The organism is Streptosporangium canum (assembly GCF_900113865.1).
Taxonomy (GTDB): domain Bacteria; phylum Actinomycetota; class Actinomycetes; order Streptosporangiales; family Streptosporangiaceae; genus Streptosporangium; species Streptosporangium canum.
Map to the genome: position 1 here is coordinate 287,434 of NZ_FOQY01000008.1, position 16,062 is coordinate 303,495.

At 70.0% G+C, this 16,062-nt stretch carries 17 protein-coding genes and 2 pseudogenes; 8 read left to right on the plus strand and 11 right to left on the minus strand.

Going from position 1 to position 16,062, the window contains the following annotated elements:
- Window positions 1–23: 23 nt before the first annotated feature.
- Together BM085_RS15120 and BM085_RS15125 are read right to left on the minus strand one after the other, a co-directional pair.
- Window positions 24–788 (minus strand): SDR family NAD(P)-dependent oxidoreductase, encoded by a 765-nt coding sequence (locus BM085_RS15120; protein WP_093887613.1) that lies wholly within the window; start codon window positions 786–788, stop codon window positions 24–26.
- A gap of 14 nt (window positions 789–802) precedes the next feature.
- Window positions 803–1,900: an alanine racemase gene (locus tag BM085_RS15125; RefSeq protein ID WP_093887614.1), complete on the minus strand. Its 1,098-nt coding sequence runs from the start codon at window positions 1,898–1,900 to the stop codon at window positions 803–805.
- Between the two features lie 345 nt (window positions 1,901–2,245).
- Here BM085_RS15125 and BM085_RS15130 point away from each other — a divergent pair, with 345 nt between their 5' ends.
- The 4 genes from BM085_RS15130 (at window position 2,246) to BM085_RS15145 (ending at window position 6,479) form a co-directional block, all read left to right on the plus strand.
- Window positions 2,246–3,076: a fumarylacetoacetate hydrolase family protein gene (locus tag BM085_RS15130; protein WP_093887615.1), complete on the plus strand. Its 831-nt coding sequence runs from the start codon at window positions 2,246–2,248 to the stop codon at window positions 3,074–3,076.
- A 106-nt stretch (window positions 3,077–3,182) separates the two neighbouring features.
- On the plus strand, window positions 3,183–4,118 hold the full coding sequence (locus tag BM085_RS15135) for a zinc-binding dehydrogenase (RefSeq protein WP_093887616.1): 936 nt from the start codon (window positions 3,183–3,185) through the stop codon (window positions 4,116–4,118).
- A gap of 13 nt (window positions 4,119–4,131) precedes the next feature.
- Entirely contained in the window at window positions 4,132–5,424 is a 1,293-nt protein-coding gene (gene melA / locus BM085_RS15140) for an alpha-glucosidase/alpha-galactosidase (protein WP_093887617.1), read from the plus strand.
- Window positions 5,425–5,426: 2 nt separating this feature from the next.
- Window positions 5,427–6,479: an amidohydrolase family protein gene (locus tag BM085_RS15145; RefSeq protein WP_093887618.1), complete on the plus strand. Its 1,053-nt coding sequence runs from the start codon at window positions 5,427–5,429 to the stop codon at window positions 6,477–6,479.
- 206 nt (window positions 6,480–6,685) lie between these two features.
- On the opposite strand, the gene BM085_RS15150 is transcribed toward BM085_RS15145, so the two are convergent.
- Complete coding sequence (locus BM085_RS15150; RefSeq protein ID WP_143120925.1) at window positions 6,686–7,636, minus strand: endo alpha-1,4 polygalactosaminidase; 951 nt, start codon at window positions 7,634–7,636, stop codon at window positions 6,686–6,688.
- 340 nt (window positions 7,637–7,976) lie between these two features.
- Here BM085_RS15150 and BM085_RS44400 point away from each other — a divergent pair, with 340 nt between their 5' ends.
- Genes BM085_RS44400 through BM085_RS15165 form a run of 4 tightly spaced genes read left to right on the plus strand, consistent with a single transcriptional unit; the run spans window position 7,977 to window position 11,150 of the window.
- Entirely contained in the window at window positions 7,977–8,129 is a 153-nt protein-coding gene (locus BM085_RS44400) for a hypothetical protein (protein WP_177245108.1), read from the plus strand.
- Window positions 8,126–9,406: an ABC transporter substrate-binding protein gene (locus BM085_RS15155; RefSeq protein WP_093887620.1), complete on the plus strand. Its 1,281-nt coding sequence runs from the start codon at window positions 8,126–8,128 to the stop codon at window positions 9,404–9,406. Before BM085_RS44400 ends, BM085_RS15155 begins: the two co-directional genes overlap by 4 nt.
- Window positions 9,403–10,338, plus strand: coding sequence for a carbohydrate ABC transporter permease (locus BM085_RS15160; protein WP_093887621.1), 936 nt, complete (start codon window positions 9,403–9,405; stop codon window positions 10,336–10,338). Before BM085_RS15155 ends, BM085_RS15160 begins: the two co-directional genes overlap by 4 nt.
- Window positions 10,335–11,150: a carbohydrate ABC transporter permease gene (locus BM085_RS15165; RefSeq protein WP_093887622.1), complete on the plus strand. Its 816-nt coding sequence runs from the start codon at window positions 10,335–10,337 to the stop codon at window positions 11,148–11,150. Before BM085_RS15160 ends, BM085_RS15165 begins: the two co-directional genes overlap by 4 nt.
- 168 nt (window positions 11,151–11,318) lie before the next feature.
- On the opposite strand, the gene BM085_RS15170 is transcribed toward BM085_RS15165, so the two are convergent.
- From BM085_RS15170 to BM085_RS15200, 8 genes and pseudogenes are all read right to left on the minus strand, one after another.
- Entirely contained in the window at window positions 11,319–12,227 is a 909-nt protein-coding gene (locus BM085_RS15170) for an SMP-30/gluconolactonase/LRE family protein (protein ID WP_177245109.1), read from the minus strand.
- On the minus strand, window positions 12,224–12,394 hold the full coding sequence (locus BM085_RS44405; RefSeq protein WP_177245110.1) for a hypothetical protein: 171 nt from the start codon (window positions 12,392–12,394) through the stop codon (window positions 12,224–12,226). The genes BM085_RS15170 and BM085_RS44405 overlap by 4 nt, the downstream gene beginning before the upstream one ends.
- 81 nt (window positions 12,395–12,475) lie before the next feature.
- On the minus strand, window positions 12,476–13,234 hold the full coding sequence (locus BM085_RS15175; protein ID WP_093887624.1) for an IclR family transcriptional regulator: 759 nt from the start codon (window positions 13,232–13,234) through the stop codon (window positions 12,476–12,478).
- Between the two features lie 374 nt (window positions 13,235–13,608).
- Window positions 13,609–14,139 carry a PadR family transcriptional regulator gene (locus BM085_RS15180; RefSeq protein WP_093887625.1) on the minus strand — a complete coding sequence of 177 codons (531 nt, stop codon included), beginning with the start codon at window positions 14,137–14,139 and terminating at the stop codon, window positions 13,609–13,611.
- A gap of 261 nt (window positions 14,140–14,400) precedes the next feature.
- Entirely contained in the window at window positions 14,401–14,958 is a 558-nt protein-coding gene (locus BM085_RS15185; protein ID WP_245789328.1) for an EF-hand domain-containing protein, read from the minus strand.
- Window positions 14,948–15,319, minus strand: coding sequence for a WD40 repeat domain-containing protein (locus BM085_RS15190; RefSeq protein WP_143120926.1), 372 nt, complete (start codon window positions 15,317–15,319; stop codon window positions 14,948–14,950). Before BM085_RS15190 ends, BM085_RS15185 begins: the two co-directional genes overlap by 11 nt.
- Window positions 15,320–15,419: 100 nt before the next feature.
- Window positions 15,420–15,560: pseudogene (locus BM085_RS47415) on the minus strand (IS701 family transposase); the annotation flags it as partial.
- A gap of 65 nt (window positions 15,561–15,625) precedes the next feature.
- A pseudogene (locus tag BM085_RS15200) lies at window positions 15,626–16,062 on the minus strand (N-acetylmuramoyl-L-alanine amidase); the annotation flags it as partial.

The window sequence follows — 16,062 nt, forward strand, 5'->3', positions numbered from 1 at the left end:
CCCTGACGTACGGCGGTGCGGTGTCACATGATCGCCAGCTGGCCGCCGTCGATCACCAGCTCGGTGCCGTGGATGAACGCCGCGTCGTCGGAGGCCAGGAAGGCGTATCCGGCGGCGACCTCCTCGGCCAGGCCCGCCCGGCCGAGCGGGATGTGGTCGCGCTCGTAGGCGGAGACGAAGTCGTCGGCGAGCCCGGCCGAGATCGCCGAGTTCAGCGGGGTGCGGATGTAGCCGGGGCAGAGCGCGTTGACGCGGATGCCGTGCCTGCCGAGCTCCACCGCCATGGTCTTGGTGAGAAGGAGCACGCCGCCCTTGGAGGCGTTGTAGTGGGCGTAGTCCGCCTCTCCGCCGAGCCCGTTGGTGGACGACATGTTGAGGATCACCCCGCTGGAGCCCCGTGCCACCAGGTGCTTCGCCACGGCCTGGGCGGTCAGGAACATGCCGCGCAGGTTCACCGCGATGATCCGGTCCCAGTGGCCGGGGGTGATCTCCAGGAACGGCTCGCGCCAGGCGGTGCCCGCGTTGTTGATCAGCACGTCGACGCCGCCCAGCGCCACGACTGCGCCGTCGACCAGCCGGGCGACGTCGGCCTCGGAGCCGACGTCGCCCGCCAGCCCGCTCACCTCGCCCAGCGGGGCGAGCTCGGCCACCGTCCGGTCGACCTCGGCCTGGTCCAGCCCGCCGATGAACAGCCGGGAGCCCTCCTGGAGGAACCTCCGTGCCGTGGCGGCGCCGATGCCGCTGCTGCCACCGCTGACCAGCACCCGCTTCCCGGTCAATCCTCGCATCGTGTGCCTCCTTTTCAGAGCACGGCGCCGCGGGCGGCGACGCGCAGTTCGGTGACGACCCGGCCGCCCTCGACGCCGTGGGCGACGTCGAAGAGGTTGACGACAGGGCAGGCGTGGCCCGGGATGAGCTGCATCCGCGTGCCGATGGGCAGCTCGCCGTCGCGGGCGTGACCCGGTCCGAGGTGTGCCACGCCGTGTTCCTCGTTGAGGAACTCCATGTGCAGGTACGGCAGGCCGACGGCCCTGATCCAGCCGGGGGTGCCGGTCCCGTCGGAGGTGAGGCACTTGGTGCCGGCGTCGAGCACCACCCGCTCCGGCGACGGGCGTCCGACCACCGTGGTCAGCACCCGGGCGCCCGTGGTCTCCTCGGTGGCCACGCCGAGCCGCATCATCGCCGTGTCGTTGAAGATGTAGGTGCCGGGCCTGATCTCGGTCACTCCGGCGACCCCGGCGACGTGCCGGGCGGTGGGGGTGGAGCCGACGCTGATCTCGCGGATCTCGATCCCCTCGCGGGCGCACAGCTCGGCGGTGGCCACCAGGTCGGCGCCCTCGCGGCGGGCGGTCTCGGCCAGCTCCTCCGGCGAGCGCGAGTGGTAGGCGTGGCCCGCGAGGGTAAGCAGGCCCACGACCTCGACGCCGGGAATCGCGGCGATCTCGGCGACCAGGTCGGCGGTGGGGCGACCGGGCGGGCGGCCCAGCCGGTGCATCCCGGTGTCGACCTCCACCAGCACCTCGACGGGCGCCCCCGTCTGGCGGCCCAGCCGGCCGAGGCCGGCGGCGACCTCGGGGGAGTCGAGGCTGACCCGCACCCTGGCGCGCTCGCGGAGCGCGGCGAGGCGGCGCAGTTTGGGTTCGCCCCAGATCGGATAGGCAATCAGGATGTCGTCGATCCCGGCGTCGGCCATGACCTCGGCCTCTCCGAGCTTCGCGCAGGTGATGCCGGTCGCGCCGGCCTCCAGCTGTATCCGGGCCAGCTCGGGGATCTTGTGGGTCTTGATGTGAGGGCGGAGTCCGACGCCGTGCGCGGCGGCCGCCTTCGCCATCTCGGCCACGTTGGCGCGGACCACGTCGAGGTCGATGACCAGGGCCGGGGTGTCGAGTTCGGGATACATCGGTGGGGCCGCCCCTCTCGGCTGTACGGCGAGTTCTGACCGAAAGTAGCACCAGTTCCGTAATGCGGTCTAGCATTCTGTTATCCGGAATTGATGGTGCGGAGCGTGATCTCCGGTGGGCGTCATCGGCCGGGACCCGGCGACCTCACGGGAGGCAAGGGGGCGGTGAAGAGCGACGCCGGATCCGGCCGGCCCGCCGCGCGTTCCACCGCGTTTCCTGAGCCGCGACCCAGAAGTACCGCCCTCATCTGGGATATTTCCGAAGGCTCTTGACAGCCGCTCTCCTCGATGGTGTTCTATCGCCTATTCAGAATTGCATTCTGCAATGCGGAATGAGGAGAGTGCATGAGACTCGGTACGGTGCGCGTCGACGGGATCCGGTCCGCAGCGGTGGAACGCGAGGGAATCTGGTACGCGCTGGGCGTCCCCACCGGCACTCCGCTGGAGACGGTGCTGGCCGGGGGAGCCGAGCAGACCCTGCGGCTGGCCGCCTCGGCGTCCGAGCGGCTCGCGGGCGCGGCGCCCGTCGCGCCGCTGCGGCCCGGCAAGATCGTGGCGATCGGGTTGAACTACCTGGACCACATCCGTGAAGCCGGGATGGACAAGCCGGAGCGCCCGCTGATGTTCGCCAAGTTCCCCTCCAGCGTGATCGGCCCCGGCGAGCCGATCGTCATCGACGGCGAGCTGACCGAGCGGGTCGACTGGGAGGTCGAGCTGGCCGCCGTCATCGGCGCGCCGCTCCGGCGCGCGAGCCCGGCCGAGGCGCTGTCGGGTGTGGCGGGATACACCGTGGCCAACGACGTCTCCGCCCGCGACCTGCAGTTCGCCGACGGCCAGTGGACGCGCGGCAAGAGCCTGGACACCTTCTGCCCGCTCGGCCCCGTCGTCGTGACGCCCGACGAGCTGGGTGACCCGCAGTCGCTCCGGCTGCGGACGGTCGTCAACGGCGAGACCGTGCAGGACTCCAGCACCAAGGAGATGCTCTTCGGCGTCGCCGAGCTGCTGTCCTACTGCTCCCGCGCCTTCACCCTCGAACCCGGCGACGTGGTGCTGACCGGCACCCCCTGGGGCTGCGGCGAGTTCATGGACCCGCGCCGCTCGCTCCGGCCGGGAGACGTCGTCGAGGTGACCGTCGAGGGCATCGGCACCCTGCGCAACCCCGTCGTGGGCCTGTGACGGCCACGGTGCCGGAGCATCCCCGCACGGCCGTCCCCGAATCACGCCCGACCCCCGAGACAGGAGTTTCCGTGAGACACGCGCATCCGACCAGTGGCGGGCCCCGATGAGGGCGCTGGTGTTCACCGGGCCCGGCGTCGTGGAGATGTGGGACGTGCCGGAGCCCGAGCCCGGACCCGGCGACGTGCTGGTGCACGTGGTCGCCTCCGGCATCTGCGGCAGCGAGCTGCACGGCGTCAAGACGCCGGGCTTCCGGGTGCCGCCGCTGGTGATGGGGCACGAGTTCGCCGGCCGCACGGAGGACGGCGCCCCCGTCATCGTGAACCCGATCCTCTCCTGCGGTCACTGCGACCTGTGCGCGCTGGGCACGCGCAACGTGTGCCGGCAGCGCCGGATCATCGGGGTGCACACGCCGGGCGGGTTCGCCGAACGGGTCGCGGTGCCGGCCGGCGCGCTGACCCCGCTGCCCGAGGGACTCGGCTGGACGGCGGCGGGCATCGTCGAACCGGCGGCCAACGCCGTCCACGCCTGGGCGCTGGCCGGCGCTCCGGCGGGGGCACGGGTGGGCGTCATCGGCGCCGGCGCCATCGGCCTGGCCTGCCTGCAGGTCGCCCTGTCGGGCGGGGCCGCGAGCGTGGAGATCGCCGACCGGTCCGACAGCCGCCGCGCGATCGCCGGCCGTCTGGGCGCCGCCGCGGCCGTGCCCCAGCTGACCGGCGAGTATGACGTGGTCTTCGACGCGGTGGGCGCGGCCGCCACCCACGAACAGTCGCTCGCCCGGCTGCGCCCCGGCGGGGCCGCGGTCTGGCTGGGCCTGGCCGACAGCACCGCCGGGTTCGACGCCGCCGACCTCGTACGTGGCGAGAAGCGGGTGCTCGGCTCCTTCGCCTACCGCGACGACGACTTCGCCGCCGCGGTGGACCTGGTCGGCGGCTGGGACCTGAGCTGGGTCGACACCTTTCCGCTCGCCGAGGGCGCCGAGATCTTCACCACGCTCATGAACGGCCGGGCAACCCCCGTCAAAGCACTGCTCACCCCCTGAATCGAGGTATCCCATGGCACGGATCGTCCTGGTGGGCGCCGGTAGCATCACCTTCGCCAAGAACCTGCTCTCCGACATCCTGACCTTCCCCGAGCTGGCCGAGTCGACGATCGTCCTGCACGACATCGACCCCGAGCGGCTGGCCACGGCCGAGGCGATGGCCACCTGGATGGTCGCCGAGCTGGGCGTCGGAGCCAGAATCGAGGCGCACATCGACCGCAGGGCCGCGCTCGACGGCGCCGATTACGTCATCAACGAGATCGCCGTCGGCGGGCTGGCCGCCGTACAGCGTGACTTCGAGATCCCCGCCAGGTACGGCGTCCGCCAGACGATCGCCGACACCCTGGGCATCGGCGGGATCTTCCGGGCGCTGCGCACCATCCCCGTGATGGTCTCCATAGGGAACGACCTGGCCGAACTCGCGCCCGGCGCGGTGCTGTTCAACTACACCAACCCGATGTCGATGATCCCGTGGGCGGTCTACGCGGGCACGCCCTTCCGCAACGTGGTGGGCGTCTGCCATGCCGCGCGCGACACCCAGGCGACCCTGGCCAGGATGGTCGGCGTGCCGGAGAAGGAGATCTCCTTCGTCACCGCCGGGGTCAACCACCAGGCGTTCGTGCTCCGCTTCGAACGGGACGGGGAGAACCTGTACCGGCGGCTGGACGAGCTCATCGAGGCCAGCCCCGAGCTGCGGCGCAGAGTCCGCGTGGAGATATACCGAAATTTCGGTTATTTTCCGACGGAGTCGAGCGAGCACGGCTCGGAGTACCTGCCCTGGTTCCTCTCGCGGGCCGACCAGGTCGAGCGCTACCGCATCCCGGTCGGCGTCTACCTGGACTGGCTGGCCGACGGCTTCGCCGAGTACGAGTCGCAGAAGCACTCCCTCGACCAGGGCAAGGGCGTGACCATCGAGCGCGGCGACGAGCTGGCCTCGCTGGCCATCCACTCCATCGAGACCGGCACCCCCCGTCTCATCCACGGCAACGTCCGCAACGCGGGGCTCATCGCCAACCTCCCCGCCGACGCCTGTGTCGAAGTGCCCTGTCACGTGGACCGGGCGGGGGTGCAGCCGACCAGGATCGGCGAGCTGCCCACCCAGCTCGCCGCGCTCAACAGAGCCACCCTCAACGTGAGCGAGCTGACCGTGAAGGCCGCCCTGGAAGGCCGCCGCGACCACGTCTACCAGGCCGCCCTGCTCGATCCGAACACCGCGGCCAGCCTGCCGGTCCACCGGATCCGCGAGCTCGTCGACGAGCTCATCGCCGCTCACGGGGACCTGCTGCCCGAAGGAGTCAGGAGCTGATCATGTGCACCCCGGATCTCCCGCTCTCCCGCTACCGTCCGGTCTCCCAGCTCCGGGTCTCCGTCCACCACGTCGACCGCGCCCGCCTGCCCGCCGTGGACGCCCACATCCACCTCGGCCGCTGGCTCACCGAGGACGGCGACTGGATGGTCAAGGACGTGCCGGCGCTGCTGGACACGATGGACGAGCTCAACCTGCGCGGCATGGTCAACCTCGACGGACGCTGGGGCAGGGAACTGGCCGAGAACCTCCAGCGCTACGACGCCGCCCACCCCGGGAGGTTCGCCACCTTCTGCCACGTCGACTGGTCGCAGACCGCCGAGCCCGGGTTCGGCGAGCGGCTGGCCGCCCAGCTGCGCGCGTCGGTCGCCGAGGGCGCCGTAGGGCTGAAGGTCTGGAAGGACGTCGGCCTGCACGTGCGCGACCACCACGGCGAGCTGGTCATGCTCGACGACGCGCGGCTGGGCCCGCTCTGGGCGGCCGCCGCCGAGCTGGGCATCCCGATCGCCCTGCACACCGCCGATCCGGTCGCCTTCTTCGAGCCGATCGACGAGCGTAACGAACGCCTCGAACTGCTGGCCGCCCGCCCCGACTGGGCCTTCTCCGGGCCGGGCTTCCCGCCCTTCGAGCGGCTGATGGAGGCCATGGAGGCGATGGTCGCCGCCCACCCCGCCACCACCGTGATCGGCGTGCACGCCGGGTGCTGGCCGGAGAACCTGGGCTGGGTCGGCCGGATGCTCGACGAGCACCCCAACTTCCACATCGACATCGCCGCCCGCATCGCCGAGCTCGGCAGGGCGCCGCGCGCGACCCGCGAGCTGATCCTCCGCCACCCGGACCGCGTGCTGTTCGGCACCGACGAGATCCCGCCCGACCCGGAGGTCTACCGGATCCACTTCCGCTTCATGGAGACCGCCGACGAGGCGTTCGCCCACTCCCTGGACGACCCGCCGCTGATGGGCCGCTGGACCATCTCCGGGCTCGACCTTCCCGACGACGTGCTGAGCCGGGTCTACACCGGCAACGCGCTCAGGCTCGTACCGAGGCTGGCATGAACGTCCAGGCGCTGACGCGGGCCGTACCGGCACTGCGGCGGCGGCACAGCGCCGGGGGCGGGCAGGGCGGGGCGGAGAAGAACCGGCCCCGCCCGCCTCCGGGTGTCCGGAAGCGGGCGGGGCGAGCCGCCTCGGTGAGGAGGGGCTTCATGGCGTTTCTTCGGGCCTCTTCACGGCGTTGCGGGGGCGGCGAGAGGACGGCGGGGTCAGCGGCAGGGCTTGTACGGCAGGTCCTTCAGGGAGTAGTCGGCGGCCTTCTTGATGGAGTTGAAGTTGAGCGTGGCGGCGTTCGCCTTGGTGCAGAAGGTCGACGGCGAGGTCTTGTACTCCACCTGGAACACTGGCTTGCCCGCCTTGACGAAGAGCTTGAGGGCGTCGCACTCCTTCCACTCCATGCACTCCTCGTTGACCGCGTAGTCGAAGCTCGACACCAGGTCGGGGATCTGGCTCAGGTCGTTCTTGAGCGCCACCGACAGGCCGCTCTTGTGCGCCATGTCGGCCAGCGCCCGGTTGTAGACGAGCTGGGTGGCCGGGCTGATGTTCCAGCCGGTGACGGATTTTCCCTCCTCGTGGGCGTGCACGACGTCGAACTCCACGCCGTCGAACCCGGCGGCGGCGCACTTGGCGACCCTGGCCTCCATCATCCGCAGGAGGAAGTCGCGCTGGCCCTTGTCGTTGTTGATGTTCGCCCAGCGCTCGTTGGGAAACTCCTCGCTGAACGGCTTGCCCAGCAGGGAGTTGCCGTGGCTCTTGTGCCAGTCGACGAACTGCTGGTAGTCGGGGCGGAACTCCTCGATCGACCCGGCGTCGACGTAGCAGATCGCCTTGGCGCCCCGCGCGTGGATCGCCTTGACGGCCGCCGTGTTGATGGTCGTGTTGTTGCCCGCGACGGCGGCGTCCACGTAGAGGTCGATGTCGAACACGCTCGGCCGGACGCAGGCGCCGCCCGTCTGCGGGGTCACGCAGATGCCGACGTTGATACCTCCGGTGGAGGCGTAGGCCGGGTTGCCTTCGAGCTGGTACTGCCAGCGGCTCTGCACTGGCGGCCGCCAGACGGCCATGCTCGTGGTGCCCGTGCTCGCGGTGGCATCAGCCGTCGCGGCGGAGGCGGAGGCGGGGGCGCCGAAGGCCGCGGCCGGAGCCAGGGTCAGGACCATGGCCGCGGCCAGGCGGGTGATGAGGCGGAACGGGGTCGAGCATAGGGCTCGGGGAATGACCACCACTTACCTGCTTTCCATATAGCGGAACACTGTTCTGTGATCAAGAGGATCGGTGAAGAAGGGAGGTTGTCAACACCTCAGCCGACATCGGGGCGCTCCGAAGAGAGCCGCATCGCCCCGGGCTGTCAGTGATTATGCCGTTCCCTGAGCGCTAATGATCAATTTTCTGCAGTTAATTCCGTATTGCGGAACTCTAGTCTGCATAGCGGATAGTCGCTACAATCGCCGCACGCAGCGGCTCCCCCAGGCCGCCGTGCTCCGTGGAAGGAAAAGGTCCATGGCACGCATCGTGTTCATCGGCGCGGGCAGCGTTGAGCCCCCCAAGAACGTCCTCTCCGACATCCCGATATTTCCAGAACCAGCTGATTCCACCCCCGTTCTGTATGGCATCGCCGCCCGCGGTGACCTGCTGTCCGAGGGGGGCCGATGAAGCGCGCACTGACCGCCGCCGTGGCCGTGGCGCTGGCCGTGACCGGCTGCTCGGCAGCGGGGGAGCGGGCGGCCGGACCGGTGGAGATCACCATCTGGCACGGCCAGGAGGACGAGTCCGCCAAGTCCATCGAGAAGCTGGTCGCCCGGTTCAACCAGACCCACCGGGACGTCAGGGTGCGCACCGAGTCAGGCGGGGCGACCGCCGACGGCATGCTCCCCAAGATCACCGCTGCCCTCGCCTCCGACGCCTACCCCGACATCGCCTACCTCTACGGCTCCTGGGCCGCCAACGTCGCCCGCAGCCCGAAGGTGGCCGACCTCTCGGAACACGTGAAGGACCCGGCGGTCGGCTGGACGGACTTCTGGGCCAACGAGCGCGAGGCGGTCACCGTCCAGGGGAAGGTCATCGGCTTCCCCGCGGTGGTCGACAACATGGTGGTCCTCTACAACAGGAAGCTGCTGGCCAAGGCCGGGGTCACGCCGCCGGAGCCCGGCTGGACCTGGGCCGACTTCCGGGCGACGGCGAAGAAGACGACCGACGCGAGCGCCGGCGTCTTCGGTACCACCTGGGCGATCAGCGGTGGTGAGGAGGCCGTCTGGGGCCTGTGGCCGATGATCTGGCAGGCGGGCGGCGACATCCTCTCTCCCGACCACAAGAAGGCCGTCTTCAACTCCTCTGCCGGGCAGCGGTCGCTCGACCTACTGCGGGCCATGACGATCGACGACAAGTCGGTCTACCTCGACTCCAGCCCGGCCGAGAAGGGCCAGAAGCTGTTCGAGTCCGGGCGGCTCGGCCTCTTCATGTCCGGTCCGTGGGTCCTTCCTGACCTGCAGGAGGCGGGGATCGACTACGGCGTCGCGCAGCTGCCCGGCACGGACGGCAACCACGAGACGGTCTCGGGGCCCGACAACTGGGTCGTGTTCGAGCACGACGAGCGGCGCGTCAAGGCCGCCGCCACGTTCCTGAGCTGGTTGACGGCGGCCGAGCAGCAGCTGGTGTGGATGACCGACACGGGGTCACTGCCGATCCGCGAGTCGATCACCAAGCTGCCCGGCTATCAGGACTACCTGAAGAAGTATCCGGGCATCGACGTGGTCTCGGCCAACCTCGCCAACGCCAAGCGGATCAGACCGCCGACGACCAAGTATCCACGGGTGTCCTCCTTCGTGGCCGACGCGATCGCACAGACCCTGCTCGGCAAGTCCGACGCCAAGACGGCACTGGACCAGGCTGTCGCCAAGACCGACGCGGCGCTCGCCGTACCAGGGTCATGAGCACCACCGCGCCGCCCCTGAGCCGCGCCGGCGCCGCCGCCCGCGGGCGGCGGCCGGACCGCCGGAAGCCGGCCGACAACGTCGCCGGATGGTCCTTCGCGGGCCCGGCCACGCTGGTCATCCTCGGCTTCTCGCTGATCCCCATGGCGTGGGCTCTCGCGCTCTCCTTCACCGACTCCGACCTGATGTCGCCCGGCCGCAACGTCGGGCTCGACAACTACCGGGCACTGGTCCAGGACCCGGTCTTCCACCAGGCGCTCAGGAACACCGGGCTGCTGGTGCTCCTCTACATCCCGGCCTCGCTGGCCGCGGGCCTGCTCGTGGCGGTGTTGCTGAACAGGAAGGTGCGGGGCATCGGTTTCTACCGGACCTGCTTCCTGGTGCCCTACATCGCCTCGGCCACCTCGGCCGGGCTGCTCATGGGCTACATCTTCGACCGCGACTTCGGCCTGATGAACGGGCTGTTCGTCAAGCTCGGCCTGCCGGTGCAGGGCCTGCTGAGCAGTCCTTCACAGGCGATGTTCGTGCTCACCCTCATTTTCTTCTGGACCCGCTTCGGGTTCTCGGTGGTGATCTATCTGGCCGCGATCCAGGAGATCAGCAAGGAGGTCCTGGAGGCCGCCGCCATCGACGGGGCGAGTAGGTGGGCCACGTTCCGGCACATCATCGTGCCGTCGGTGCGGCGGATGACGGTCTTCCTCGCGGTCTGGGGGCTGATCGACGCGCTGCAGTTCTTCGACCTGGTGATGACCACCACCAAGGGCGGTCCGGCCAGCTCGACGGTGACGATCGTTTACTACGTCTGGCAGCTCGCCTTCAACTTCTTCACCGCCGGGTACGGCGCGGCCGTGGCGTACGTCCTGTTCGTCGGCACCCTGCTGCTCATCGTCGCGGGTCTGCTGTTCGCGCGGTGGAAGGGAGCCATGCGATGAGACGCCGTCTCCCCAGCGGGTGGCATCTGGTGCTCGCGCCGATGTCGGCGGTGACCGTGCTGCCGTTCGTCTGGATGGTCCTCAGCTCGGTGATGACCCAGGGCGAGCTCAACCGGTTTCCGCCGGCGATCTGGCCGGAAGGCATCGACCTGGGCGGCTACCGCACGGTGCTCGAAGGTTCCGACTTCCCCCGCTGGTTCCTCAACAGCGTGATCGTGTCGGGCGCGATCGTCCTGGCCCAGCTGGCACTCTGCAGCATGGCGGGTTACGCGTTCGCCAGGATCAGGTTCATCGGGTCCAGGGTCACCCTGATCCTGGTGATCGCCACCGCGCTGATCCCGTTCCAGCTCACGGTGATCCCGACATTCCTGATCTTCAACAAGATCAACCTGACCGACACGTTGGGCGCGCTCATCGTGCCGCAGCTCAGCTCGGCGGTGGGCATCTACCTGATGACCGCCTTCTTCCAGTCGTTCCCGAAGGAGCTGGAGGAGGCCGCGCGGATCGACGGCTGCTCGCGCTTCGCCGTGTTCTTCAGGGTGGTCCTGCCGGTGGCCAAGCCCGCCCTCGCCGCCCTGGCCGTCATCACGTTCATCACGGCCTGGAACGACCTGTTCTGGCCACTGGTGGCGACCAGCTCGGAGGCGAACTACACCGTTCAGGTGGGGCTGACGACGTTCCAGGGCCAGCACCGCGCCGACTGGCCGGCGATCATGGCGGGCACGGTGCTCACGACGCTTCCCGTCCTCGGGGTGTTCCTCTTCGGCCAGCGGCGGTTCGTCCAGGCGCTGACCGGCGCGGTCAAGGGCTGAGCCGGGGGTGAGCCCGGGGCGCGGCCCGCGCGGATCTCGCGGAGCACGTCCCCGTACGGGCCGGAGCCGCCGACGGTCCACCGGACCATCGGCGGCGGCGGTCCGTCCGCGCCCGGCGCGGTGGCCGGCCGGGCCCTCAGCGGAGCGCCCGGCCGGTCACCGCGACCGTCACGCGTGCTCTCGGTAGGGGTTGGCCGGCAGTCCCTCCACGGATGTGCGGCAGCGCAGCAGCTCGCCGCCGGCCGTGCCGTCCCAAGCGGTGGTCACGTACAGCACGTCGAGGTCGGGCCCGCCGAACGCGCAGCTCGTCACGTTGGTGGCGGGGATCTCGACGGCCAGGTCGAGCCGTCCGTCGGGGCGCAGGCGCAGGATCGCCCCGCCGCCCCACAGCGCGACCCACACGTGGCCGAGGGCGTCCACGGTGATTCCGTCGGGCATCCCCCGCGAGATCTCGGCGAACACCCGGCGCCCCCCGAGCCGCCCGTCGGCCGGGTCGTATTCGAAGACGTCCACCCGTCCGGTGGGCGTGTCCACGTAGTAGAGCAGCCGTCCGTCCGGGCTCCAGGCGATGCCGTTGGAGACCGTGACCCCGTCCAGCACCCGCTCGCAGCGGTGGTCGGGGCCGAGCCGGTAGAGCGCGCCCGCTCCGGGGGTGTCGTCCTCCGCCTTGGTGCCCGCGAAGAACCTGCCCGCGCGGTCGCAGGCGCCGTCGTTCATCCGGTTCCCCGGCCGCTCACCGGCCGTCACCGGCACGATCAGCTCCAGGCCGAGACCGTCCGGCCGCACGGCGGAGCCGCTCCCGCCCACGGGCGCCGCCCATCGGGTCTCCGGGAGTACGGCGAAGCCGTCCCTGACGGCGAGCGCCAGCCCGCCCGCGGCCCGGGGGACCGCCACCCCGACCGGCTGGCCCACGTCGATCACGCCGTGCGAGCCGTCGGCGGGGTCGAGGCGGTGCACCCGGCCCGCCGGGATGTCGACCCACAGCAGCGTTCCCGTACGGTCGTCCCAGCGCGGCCCCTCGCCCAGCCGGGCGGGGGGCACGGGGACGATCTCCGGCTCCGACACCGAGGTCGTCACAGCTCCCCCGGCGAGGTGCGCGGAGCGTCGATGCCCCTGACGTCCACGACGACGGCCTCTCCCGGCCACGCCGCCGCCAGCGGGGTGCCCTCACGTGCGTACCGGGAGCCGTCACGCTCTCCGGCGGTGGTCCCGCTCTCACCGACGGGTACGGCGCCGAATCTCATTTACGTCCCTTCTGTTCCGTACTGCAGAATGACGTTCCAAAGAGCATTCAGAACATCATCACGGAGGTCGCGTGTCAAGGGTCAGACCTGCTCGGCGACCGCCTGTCGCAGGGCGTTGCCGAGCCCCTCCGTCCTGGCCGGCGGCATGCGGTCCTTCAGCGCCGTCACACTCACCGCGGCGACCGGGGCTGTCTTGCCCATGAAGACGGGTGCCGCGACGCAGCGCACGCCGGGCTCGTTCTCCTCCAGGTCCAGCGCGTAGCCCCGCTCCCGGATCTGGGCCAGGTGCGCGGCCAGCTTGGCCGGGTTCGTGATCGTGCTGCGGGTCCGGGCCGTGAGCGGGCCGTATCTCTCCGCCCACGCCCTGATCGCCTCGTCGGTCGGATAGGTCCAGGCCAGCAGCGCCTTGCCCACGCCCGTGCAGTGCGCGGCATTGCGCCCGCCCACGACCGAGGTCATCGTGATCGATCGCACCGCCTCGACCTTGTCCAGGTAGACGACCTCCGCTCCGTCGAGCATGGCCATGTGCACGGTCTCGGAGAACTCGTTGCTCAGCCGCAGCAGAAGAGGGTGGATGATGGTGCGCAGGTCCATGGTCTCGTAGAACCTGAAGGCCGTGGCGAGCATCTCGGTGCCGAGGAAGTAGGGTCCGCTGGGCTCGGGCTGTGCGGCGAACCCGCGGTGCTTCAGCGCGCTGAGGAGGCGGTGGAGTGAGCTCTTGGGCAGTCCGAGCCGGGTAGCCAGCTCGTCGAGGGTCACTCCCCTGCTGTGCTTGCCGATCTCCTGCAGGATCAGCAGGGCGCGATCGACGCTTCCCACCGGTGACTGGGCCTCACCCATAGATTCTCCTCGCCTATTCCGAATAATGGAATGCTATAGCGTTATACGGAACCCTTGCCACTTTCTGAGGGAGAAATCGGGAGGGGCCGCTGTCATATTCCGGACACGCGCCGGGCGTGCGGTCCATTCGGAGCTCCGCATGCTCGGAGCCTCGCGTCCCCGGCCGTCGGCCTGGCCGTTATCGCCTACGGTATCGAGATCATCACCGGTCCGCCGCCGCGGTGCGCCGAAAGGACGCGTGGATCGGTCCGGCGTGCGGCCTCCTCCATCCTCGTCGAGGAGTGGTCGCAAACGCGATCACGGCTTGAGGGCCGGCCGGCCTTCGGGCCGCCGCGGTCTTGGGAACGCATCACCGTACCGTGACGCTCCCGATCTCAGCCGTCGCTCTCCAGTAGGGCGAGAGTGTCACGTAGCCAGCGGATCTCGGCGCGGCTGGTGGCGGTGGCGATGGTGAACAGCCCCTGCCGGAACGGGTCGTCGAAGTCGGCGGCGCGCAGGGGGCGGTCGCCGTCCCAGAAGAAGCTGGCCGGCTGGGTGAGGAAGGTCAGCCGGCGGCGCAGGACCGTCGCCTGCTCGGCCGGGTCGCGGAGGTGGCGCAGGAAGGCCAGCAGGGTGAACCAGCGGTTCTCGTCGGTGAGGAACAACTCCTCCGGCTCGCGCAGCCGGCGCAGCAGTTCTCCGCGTCCGGCGGGGCTGAGGGTCAGCACGTGGCGGGGAGCGGCGAGGGTGCCCGGCTGGAGGTCGCGACCGAGCAGCCCGGCGCGTTCGAGGCGTTTGATCGCCGGATAGAGCGTGCCGTCGGCGATCGGCCGCACGTGGCCGGTCAGCGCGGCGATGCGTTTGCGCAGCTCGTAACCGTGCAGCGGCTCGTCGTGCAGGAATCCGAGGATGGCCAGCTCCAACATGCCCACCAATATAGCTTGCCATCGATATATATCGATGACTTAGTATACGGCCATCGATGTGTCGAAGAAGGTGATCGCCATCGACCTCCGGGGCACGGGCGGCTGGGGAGTAAGCAAGGTAACGACCCTGCTGTTCGAACACCCGGGCAGGTTGCCGTGGCGGTGACACGCCTCTTGACGGCCAGGTCGGCGACCCGCCCGTCAACGGTATTCCAGGTCATGCCGGGTGCCTCGGATCGGCGGTCGGCATCGGGCCGGGGGTCAGCGGCGGTGCGACATGGGCGGTTCGAAGCGGCCGAACACCCAGGTGCCAGGCGCCTGCGGGTCGTCACCGGCCCAGAACTGCGTCCAGAGCCGGGTGAACTCCTTCTCGCAGAGATAGCCGTCACCGTCGAGGTCGAGCAGCGGGAAGATCTCGTCGGTGTCGGTGGCGCAGCCGTTCCACGCCTCGATGAGCCGGTGGTATTCGGCCGAGGAGATCCGCCCGTCGCCGTCCTCGTCGATGGCCTCGAACATCGCCTGGGCGGTCACGGCGACCGCGTCGGGCATGACCCCCAGCCGGTCGACGACCAGCAGGACCTCCTCCAGAGTGACCTTGTCGTCGCGATCGAGGTCGGAGGCGGCCAGCAGGGTGGCCCACCAGCCCATCATGATCGAGATCAGCCGGGTGTGATCCACCGAGCCGGGCGCCGCGCCGCGGATCGCGGCCCACCGCGCGGTCAGTGCCGCGAAGTCCTGTTCTCGCAGGAAACCGTCGCCGTCGGCGTCCATCGCGCCGAACACCCTGCCGACCTTGCTTCGCTGGAACTCACTCGCCACGGGTCTGTCCTTCCAGCCGGTCTGCGCGGACAAGGTAGCGCGGTTCCATGGTGTCCAGACGGCACTCCAGGCGACAATCGCCACTGCGGTCGACTGACGTAACAGCCGGGTGACGCTCTGGTTGCCTTTGGTGACCAGAGCGGACGATAACCGTCACCGCCGTCGGGCCGTCCCCGGTGGCCAGGATCGTGCCGTCCGGGCTGAACGCCACCGAGTTCACCTCGCCGGTGCGCCCGTCCAGTACGGCCCTGCCCGACGTGGCCAAGGTGGCGAGCATGCCCAACCCGGCCAGCCGTCCGGCCAGCGTGTCGGCCAGCTCGGCGGTGACCTGCTCACGGCCGTAGAACACCTCGGCGTCCACTTCGCCGAACGGTGCCGGCCCCCGATAGGGGCTGCCGCCCGCCCATCCCGGCGGAGCGGACGCGGCCGTCGTGGGGTAGTGGTGGTGATGCTCGTGACGGACGCCGGCGACCGTCCAGAAGCAGTCCCCGCAGGTAGGTCAGGCCCTTGACCCGCTGGTCGGAGCGGGTCAAGGGGGTGACCACCTCAGTAGCGAACGTCTTCAGCCGCTGACGGATGTGAACGAGTTGTTCGGGGGGCACGCCCGGATCGAACCACCACCCGGCCAACTCGACCAGCCACAACAGGCTGACCTGAAAAGCACTAACTAGCTGCCGCAGTGTTCGAAGGGGCTGTCGTAGCTGGAGGAACCGGCCTTGCCGCCCCACTTGACGCACTTGCCGGCCGCCGGCGCGCGCACCGGGCCGGCGTAGTAGGCGAAGCTGCCGCTGTCGGTGGCGCGGGTCTTGCCCTGCACCTCCAGGTAGGCGGCGGTGGCGGTCGCCGTGCCGATCGAGGTGCTCTTGACGGTGGCCACGCAGTTGTAGCCGTTGGAGCTGTTGTACAGCAGGTAGACGGTGCCGGCCGAGCCCAGCGCCGCGGAGTCGACGGTCTCGTAGCCGGCGCCGCAGATCGACTGCGGGGTGTGCGGGTTCGTGCCGCCACCGCCGCCGTTGACGTACTGCATGTATCTGGTCCAGTCCCAGTTGGGGCCGGGGTCGGTGTGGTCGTTGCCCGGCACCTCGACGTGGCCGACGATGTGGG